This window comes from uncultured Senegalimassilia sp. (genome assembly GCF_934630535.1).
In the GTDB taxonomy this organism is placed as follows: Bacteria; Actinomycetota; Coriobacteriia; order Coriobacteriales; family Eggerthellaceae; genus Senegalimassilia.
The window spans coordinates 46,536-54,679 of record NZ_CAKTVU010000013.1 but is presented as its reverse complement, the minus strand read 5'-3'; the positions used below and the strand labels follow the sequence as shown (position 1 = coordinate 54,679).

The 8,144-nt window shown below is 65.3% G+C and carries 6 protein-coding genes and 1 tRNA gene; all 7 read right to left on the bottom strand.

All coding sequences use genetic code 11. The annotated features are described in order from the left end of the window. Nucleotide 1: 1 nt before the first annotated feature. Nucleotides 2-75 (bottom strand) — tRNA-Asp (locus tag Q0D52_RS07545). Between the two features lie 297 nt (nt 76-372). After that, a complete protein-coding gene (locus tag Q0D52_RS07540) occupies nt 373-1,083 on the bottom strand; it encodes a TIGR03936 family radical SAM-associated protein (RefSeq protein ID WP_294381514.1) in 711 nt (236 codons plus the stop codon). Nucleotide 1,084: 1 nt separating this feature from the next. Further along, complete coding sequence (locus tag Q0D52_RS07535) at nt 1,085-3,067, bottom strand: TIGR03960 family B12-binding radical SAM protein (RefSeq protein ID WP_294381511.1); 1,983 nt, start codon at nt 3,065-3,067, stop codon at nt 1,085-1,087. Nucleotides 3,068-3,089: 22 nt separating this feature from the next. Next, the gene (locus Q0D52_RS07530; RefSeq protein WP_294381508.1) at nt 3,090-4,214 is read right to left on the bottom strand and encodes a hypothetical protein; all 1,125 of its coding nucleotides are present in this window, start codon (nt 4,212-4,214) and stop codon (nt 3,090-3,092) included. Between the two features lie 15 nt (nt 4,215-4,229). Further along, nucleotides 4,230-5,429 (bottom strand): FtsW/RodA/SpoVE family cell cycle protein, encoded by a 1,200-nt coding sequence (locus Q0D52_RS07525; RefSeq protein ID WP_294381506.1) that lies wholly within the window; start codon nt 5,427-5,429, stop codon nt 4,230-4,232. Nucleotides 5,430-5,444: 15 nt separating this feature from the next. Continuing rightward, nucleotides 5,445-7,610: a penicillin-binding protein 2 gene (gene mrdA / locus Q0D52_RS07520; protein ID WP_294381504.1), complete on the bottom strand. Its 2,166-nt coding sequence runs from the start codon at nt 7,608-7,610 to the stop codon at nt 5,445-5,447. Between the two features lie 9 nt (nt 7,611-7,619). Then, nucleotides 7,620-8,144: a rod shape-determining protein MreD gene (gene mreD, locus Q0D52_RS07515; protein ID WP_294381500.1), complete on the bottom strand. Its 525-nt coding sequence runs from the start codon at nt 8,142-8,144 to the stop codon at nt 7,620-7,622.

Below are 8,144 nucleotides of genomic sequence, written 5' to 3'. Positions count from 1 at the left end.
GCGGGATGTACGAGACTTGAACTCGCGACCTCCGACGTGACAGGCCGGCGCTCTAACCAACTGAGCTAACACCCCGTTCAGCTGCGAGAAAGTACAATACAGCAGTTAGCGATCCGATGCAAGTACTATTTTCAAAAAATTGCCCCTCCGGCGATATTAAACCCGCAAAGAGTTCGCTCAAGGAGCCGAACCCGCATCGTTGCTCAAGCAGCCTCCCGGCGACCGCCCTATCGTCAACCGCCCCCATCATCGAACGGCCTTGCGGCAGCTATCCCCCGCATGGACGCTGCACAACCCAAGACCCACGCGCACAAGAAAGCCTCCCATCTCTTACTGCGAGAAACGGAAGGCTCCGGAGCGTTCGCGTTCGATCTATTTCGCCCGTTGCGCGATGCGCGTCATGGACAGCACGCGCAGCGGCTGGTCATCGGCGGGCGGTTCGATGGACTGCGTCCACGCATTGTCCACCAGAAACGCCAGCGGGACCTCTTGCTCCTGGCCATCGGGCACGTTCACCTGCTCCAAGCACGCGGCCAGCAGCTTGTCGGGGCGAAGGCTGCCCGTGGGCTTCTGCTCCAAGGTGAACGTCAGCGACGCACCCTCGAGCAGCATCTCCCCCACCAGGAAGTCGGCAACATCGAGCACCTTCTCCTTCTTCTTGCGGATGATGTGCACCTGCGCGGGAACCGGCAGCTGCGCCGGCGCGGCCGACAGCAGCGCGCGATAGGTGCTCAGCGGGAACGCCGCCGAGGCCGCAGGGGCCTTCGGCTCGATGTAGACGCATTCCTTCACCATAAGGTCGGGGACGCTCTCCTTCTGCAGGGCGAGCAGTGCCTCCTCGGGACGCACGTAGCGCAGAAGCTGCAGGTCGACCATCTCGTGCGTGCCGCCGACGCCAACAGGCAGCGCGGCGCCGAACGCGATCTTCATATGCGGGCTGAAGCCCTGCGACACGGCGAAGGGAAGCTGGGCGCGGCGCACGGCGCGCTCGATGGCGCGCGCAACCTCAAGGTGCGACAGCAAAGCCAGGCGGCCCTGCTTGGCGAACGTGATGCGCATGCGGAACGTTTGCTGCTCGGCCATGCTACTCCCCTTTCTGGGCGGTTTGCGAACCGGCGGCGGGCTGACCGCTTGCGGCCTGCTCGGCGTCTACGGGCGCGGCCTCTTCGCCAGCTTGTTGCGGGCGGGCGTTCGAGCCGCCGGCGATGCGCGGCTGCGCCAGCTGGTTGTCGACGCCCAGGCCCGGGCACGCCCCGCATGCGGCGCAGCGCTCGAAGGTGCAGTCCGGCGTGGTCTTCTCCGCCGCAGCCTTCTTGCGCTCATGCGCCAGGAAGCGCGTAGAAACGCCCGTGGAGATGTGCTCCCAGGGCATGACGTAGCCGGTATCGTAGGACGTTTGCGCCACGGCGGCGGGGTCGAGCCCCACCTCGGCGGCCGCATCGTGCCATGCCTGCTCGTTGAAGTGCTCGGTCCATGCGTCGAAGCGCGCGCCATGGCGCCACGCGGATTCCACCCAAGCGGCAGCCGCACGCCCGCCGCGGCTCATGACGGCCTCGACGAAGCTGGTGGACGGGTCGTGCCAGTGCACGTCGATAGCGCGGTACTTCACGCTGCGGCGCAGAAGCGACACGCGGCGTAGGGCCTCTTCCGGGGCGATCTGGCCGTCCCACTGGAACGGCGTCTGGGCCTTCGGCACGAACAGCGCGCACGACACCGACATGCGGATGTTGCCTCGCTGCTCGACCGGCACGGCCTTCTTCGCCCTATCGTAGGCGCGCTGCACCAGGCTGGCTATGCCCTTGATGTCGTCGTCGGTCTCGGTGGGCAGACCGATCATGAAGTACAGCTTGCAGCGACGCCAACCGGCGCCGAACGCCGCGTCCACGGCTCCGAACAGGTCGTCTTCGGTCACCTGCTTGTTGATGACGTCGCGTAGGCGCTGCGTGCCGGCCTCGGGGGCGAAGGTCAGGCCGCCCTTCTTCTGGCCCGCAACCAGGCCCGCCATGTCCACGCCGAAGCTGTCAAGGCGCTGCGAGGGAACGGAGATGCGCACGCCCTTGCCCTGGAACTGCTTGTTCAGGCGCGTGAGGACGTCGGCGATCTGCGAGTGGTCGGTAGAGGACAGCGAGGTCAGGCTGACCTCGTCATAGCCGGTTTGCGCCAAGCCGCACACCACCGAGTTCACGATGTTGTCTGCGGAACGCTCGCGCACGGGGCGGTACATCATGCCTGCCTGGCAGAAGCGGCAGCCACGGGCGCACCCACGCAGCACCTCCACGTTCAAGCGGTCCTGCACCACCTCGGTGAACGGCACGATGCACGGCTCCCAGCCGGGGCTTTCCGCAAACCCTTCGAACACGCGCTTCTGGATGTGCGTAGGAAGGCCCTCTTCGATAGGCTCGATCCAGCTGCCCGCCTGCTGCGCCTGCTCCTCCTCGCGCCAGCGATACAGGCTGGGCACGTAGTAGCCGTCCATGCGCGCGATGGCGCGCAGGATGTCGGCGCGGCCGGCCCCTTCGGCGCGCAGGCGGCGGATGGCCTGCAGGCACTCGGGCAGCGCCTCCTCGCCCTCGCCGATGCTGAAGATGTCGAAGAACGGCGCATAGGGCTCGGGGTTGAACGAGCACGGGCCGCCGCCGATGACGAACAGGTCGTCCTCGCCGCGGTCCTGCGCGTGCAACGGGACGCCCGCCAGGTCAAGCGCCTCGAGCACGTTCGTGGCCACCAGCTCGTGGGACAGCGTGATGCCGAGCGCATCGAACTCGGCCACGGGAGCGCAGCTTTCGATGGAGAACAGCGGCAACCCCTCGGCGCGCATGGTGTCGCAGAACTCCGCAGCCGGCAGGAAGGCGCGCTCGGCCACCATGCCGTCCACGGCGTTCACCACGTTCACCAGGATGCGCAGGGCCTGATTGGCCTGCCCCAGCTCATAGGTATCCGGATACATCATGCAGAAGCGGAAGTCCGCCTCGGGCTTGTACACGCAGCCGAACTCGTGGTTCAGGTAACGCGCCGGTCTTTCGGCGCTGGCAAGCAGCGGCTTGAGCCGCGGCCACAAATCTGTCACTGTTACCCCCTCGGAAACAAGATTAGCGTCGGGAAATGCGGGCGCGCAGACCCGCGGCGGCATCGGTTGCCTTCTGGCGAACGGCTTCCACGGCGGCCGCACCGTTGTCGGCGGCAGCGCCTGCGGCCTGCTTCGCGGCAGCGGCGATCACCTTATCGCGCGCAGCCGAAACGTACTCGGCGAACTTCGCCACCGTAGGCCCGCCTTCGTAGAACTCCACGGCGGCACGGCCCATCGCAAGCGTGCCCGAGTACCCTACCGCGGCCTTCACCGCCCAACCGAGCACCGGCACGGCAGCGGCCAGCTGGCGCGCGACCGCGCGGCAGGCGAACGCACCGCCCACCAGGGCCGCAAGCTCGCGCACGCGCCCAGCGTCGATGGACTGCCCATAGGCCGCCGCGATCTGAAGCAGCATCTTGGCCTGGTTGAGCGTCATGACGGGAAGGTCGGCGCCCGGGATGAGGAACAGCAGCCCCACGCCGGCGTTCTGCACGGCCGTGGCGTTGACCGTTTCCAGCGCCAAGGGACGGCGCACGAACGGAAAGGCCTGCGCGAACGCCAGGCGCTTTGCCCGGCATGCCGCGCACACCCATTGGCCCATGCGCGCATCGAGCGTGGCTCGAGCGTCGTAGATGAGCTCGATGGGCTCGTAGATGCCCACATCGCCGTTTTCCGGAGGCTTGGGCGCGCCCCACGAAGCCGTGATGGCCGGCCCCTGCCCCGCCGCCGTGGACACGTGCTCGTACACCTTCGCCGTGAGCTTGGGCGCCACGATGTCGGCCTCGGGGATGACGCAACCCGACGCCTTGGCGATGGCCCCCACCAGCTGCGGCAGCGTGGTGACCACCATGACGGGCACCCCGGCCTTACGGCAGGCGCGGGCATAGGCGCCCACGTTCTCGTTCAAGCCCGCCACAATGCAGGCCATGTCGTCGCCGGAGCTGGGCGCGAACTCGCGTCCGTCCAGGTAGATGAGCGAAACGCGCGCCGTATCGGAGGCGCTGGCGAACGCTTGGCGCACATGCGCGGCAACGTCGCCCGGGGCCGTCTCGTCAACGTAAACGCTTACCGAGAGCGGCGTGGCGCGGGCGCCCTCGACGTTGACGGCCTCTTCCAACAGCGCGCCGATATCAACAGGAAGCTGCATAGGGCATCCTTTCGCTTAGTGCTGCTTGAGCGTCGCGTTATGGGCCCATACCGAGCCGATCATGCCCAGCATGACGAAGTTCACCACCATAAACGACGATCCGTAGCTCATGAACGGCAACGGGATGCCCGTGATGGGCATCAGGCCGCAGTCCATGCCGATATTCTCCAGGATCTGGAACAACCACATGCCCACAACGCACATCACGATGACCATGCCGAACAGGTCGCCGGAGCTGCGGGCTATACGGAAGCTTATCAAAACCAGCGCAGCATACAAACCGAGCAGCACAAGCGCTCCCAAAAATCCCAGCTCCTCGGCAAGCACGCAGAAGATGAAGTCGGTGGGCGCCTCGGGAAGAAGGCCCAGCGAATGCTGCGTGCCCTGGAACAGGCCCTTGCCGAACAAACCGCCCGAGCCGATGGCCACCTTGGCTTGCTGCAGGTTGTAGCCCTCGTCTGTGGTGGCCGTACCGGACTGGTCCATGAACACCAGCAGGCGGTTGCGCTGGTATTGCTTGAGCAGCTTGTACTCGCCCGTGGAGGACTTGATCACCTCGTCGATGGCGAACACCGCCACCACGGCCGCTACGAGCAACCCCAGCGTGATCAGCAGGTACTTCGGGTTGGCACCGCCCATGACCAGGGCGAACGCCGCGATGCACAGATACACCAGGCCCGTGCCCAGGTCGGGCTGGGTCATGATGCACAGAAACGGCACCATCATGATGCCCAGGGCCTTCACGTACTCGCGCGGATCGTCCAGGTTGCCGCCGTAGCGCGCCATGACCGCGGCATCCATCAAGATGACGGTGATCTTTGCGAACTCGCCGGGCTGGATCTGCATGCCCAGCTTGATCCAGCTTTTCGCGCCCATGCCCGCATCGGTGCCAAGGCCCGGTATGTGCGGCGACATGATGAGCACCACGTTGATGATAAGGAACAGCGTGGTGTAATCCGACAGGCGCCGGTAATCGAAGCGCCACACCAAGATCATGAATACAAGGCCCACGGCAACGCCGCCGAGCTGGCGGCTGTACTGGTAATCGCCGTCAGCGCGGACTGCGGAATACACGATGATCAGTCCGTATCCCACCAGCAACGTGACCACGATGGCAAGCGGCAGGTGCAGCCACGGAAGACGACGCGGCTTGGATGCAGCTGTTGCCGCCGCATTGGGGCGGCGAAGCGAATCAATTTGCGGTAACTGCGCCACAGCACCCTCCTTCCGTTAGTCCGAACGTCCGCTCGACGTGCCCTTGCCGGCGCCGGCCTCCGACTTGCCCGACGAACCCGCGATATCGCCGACTTCCCCATCCGAGACGTTGGTCGACGAAAGCGCCGCGGCCATGACCTGCGCACCGATCGGCGCCGCCACCGACGAACCGCCGCCGCCGTGCTCGACGACGCAGGCGAGCACGTACTTCGGGTCGTCATAGGGGGCGTAGCAGGCGAACCATGCCGTGTCCTCCATATCAGTGTATTCGGCCGTACCGGTTTTGCACGCAACCGTATCCGGGTCGATACCTTGATCGTTGAACAGCTTGGCGATCTCGTCGTTGTCGGCGGTCACGCCACGCAGCGCGTTGCGAACCACGGCAAGGTCGGCCATAGAGACGTCAGGCGTGTCCAGAACCTGCGGCTGATACGTAAGCGCCACGTCGCCGGCGGCGTTTCGCACCTCTTTAAGAAGATGCGGCTTAACGATGTTTCCCGACGCGATGGCGCCGTAAGCGACCGCGATCTCCATGGGCGTGACAAGCACGTAGCCCTGGCCGATGCACATGTTCGTGTAGTCGCCGCCCTTCCACTGGGCGTCTTCGGGCGTATCGCGGAAGTACTCCTGCTTCCATTCGGGCGTGGGAATGCGACCCGAGGTTTCGCCGTTAAGGTCGATGCCGGTGGTCTGATCCAAACGGTAGCGCTTCAGGAAATCCTGCAAAAGCGTTGCCGATTTGCCCTTGTTCGCCGCGGCATCCCAGAACTTGTAGCCGATGTCGTAATACACGGTGTCGCAGGAGTTCACGATGCCCCCGCGGAAGTCGAGCGTACCATGGCCCTGCTTCTTCCAGCACTTCTGCACATCGCCCGATCCGAAGCCGTCCCAACTGCCGGTGCAGTCCCAGGTTTCGGTTGCCGTTGCCATGCCGTTTTCAAGCGCCGCCAAACCGGTGAACGTTTTATACGTGGACGCAGCCGGATAGGTGCCCTGGATGGCACGGTTGAGCAGCGGGCTGAACGCGGCGGAAGATTGCAACAGGTCGAGCTCGTCTTGTGTGATGCCGCCAACGAACGTGGAGGGCGTGAACGTGGGATAGCTGGAAAGCGCCACGATGCTGCCGTCGGTGACGTCCATGACCACCACCGCGCCGCCCGTGCCCTTGCCCGAGCCGATGGCGCCGCCATCGGGGCAGATCATATCGGCAAGCGCCTTGTCCGCCACGTATTGCACGTGCGACTTCAGGGTGGTATGCACGTCCGAGCCCTTGACGGGCTGCGTTTCGCTGACCACTTCCACCACGTTGCCCTGCGCGTCGGCCATGACCTTGCGCTCGCCGTGATCGCCAGCGAGCAGGTTGTCGTACATCTGCTCAATACCGCTGCGGCCCACCGAGTCGCCCAGCTCAAGATCGCGGCCCTCGGCCACGCTTGCGATGTCGTCGCTGGTCACGCTACCGGTATAGCCCACCGCATGCGCCGCAAGGGCGCCATGGGGGTAATCACGAACCGTGCGGGTTTGCACGGTGATGCCCGGGAACGCGTCGGCATGCTCGGCGATGAAGGCGACGTTGCGCATGCTGGCGTCGCTTGCCACCACCCGCTGACTTTGCGCGCCGCTGGTAGCGTCGGCGATGCGCTTGCGCACGATGCCGGTCGGGACGCCCAACACCGTGGACAGGCGTGCGACCACGTCGTGGTCGTTGGCAACGTCGGGCTCGGCGAGAACCGTGAGCGACGTGCGGTTCTTCACGATGACGTTACCGTCGGCGTCGAGGATGTAACCGCGCGGCGCGGGAGTGTACACCGTGGTGTACTGGTTGTCCTCGGATTCCTTCTTGAACGAGGCGCCGGCAAGCACCTGCATGCTCCACAACTTCGTGGCAAGGGTGCCGAAGATCAAGCCGGCCACAACGCCCATGGCGGTGAAACGGTTTTTCAGGTTATCGCCGGGGTTGGCCACCGGTTGAGCGGGCGTACCGCCGCGGGCGACGCCGCCGGCCGGCACGCGATGCGAATCGGGAAGCGAGCTGATCACGCCCACCGACTGGATAGAGCGGACGTCGCGCTTGACGCTGACGTTCTCGGTTTTCCGGCCGCGAAGCACCACGTAAACCGCCACCAAGATGGCAGCGACCACCAAAAGGGCCACGAAGCCGGCTACGATAGCTGCGAACATGCGCGCCCCCTATCGCAGTTTCGGCGTGCGCAGACCGCGGTCCTGGGCGCCGGAGGCAAGCAGCCGCGCCATGACGAAGTAGACCACCAGGCCCACGGCGCAGTCGTACAGCGCGCACGGAAGGGCGCGGGTGAACAGCACCTCCAGGGGATTGGCGGCAAGCCCGCATGCCATGAGCAGCATGCCGTAGGAAAGCTCGGCTAGAAGCGCGCAAGCCGTGAAGATGGCAAGCGGCATGAACAGCGTGTCGTTATCCATGAGCGAGAACACGCGCGATGCCAAAAAGCATGCGATGACCAGCAGAAGCGCCATACCGCCCACCGGGCCCGTGCCCGTGAGGTCATACAGAAGGCCCATGATAAACGGCAGCACCGGACCCGCCTCCGTGGGGATGACGATGGCCACGACCAGGGCATAAGCCAACAGGAAGTTCGGCTGCGCCGAAAACAGCGCCACGGCCGGGGCCAAGGCGATCTGCAGCACGAACGCCACGATAGCGCCCACCACCAGCACCAGGTTGTTCTTCTCGCCCAT

What these genes read in the sequence shown, in the direction of transcription:
- Q0D52_RS07540 (WP_294381514.1), bottom strand. Translation starts at nt 1,083, where the DNA reads ATGGCCGAGCAGCAAACGTTCCGCATGCGCATCACGTTCGCCAAGCAG.
- Q0D52_RS07530 (WP_294381508.1), bottom strand. Translation starts at nt 4,214, where the DNA reads ATGCAGCTTCCTGTTGATATCGGCGCGCTGTTGGAAGAGGCCGTCAAC.
- mrdA (WP_294381504.1), bottom strand. Translation starts at nt 7,610, where the DNA reads ATGTTCGCAGCTATCGTAGCCGGCTTCGTGGCCCTTTTGGTGGTCGCT.
- mreD (WP_294381500.1), bottom strand. Translation starts at nt 8,144, where the DNA reads ATGGGCGAGAAGAACAACCTGGTGCTGGTGGTGGGCGCTATCGTGGCG.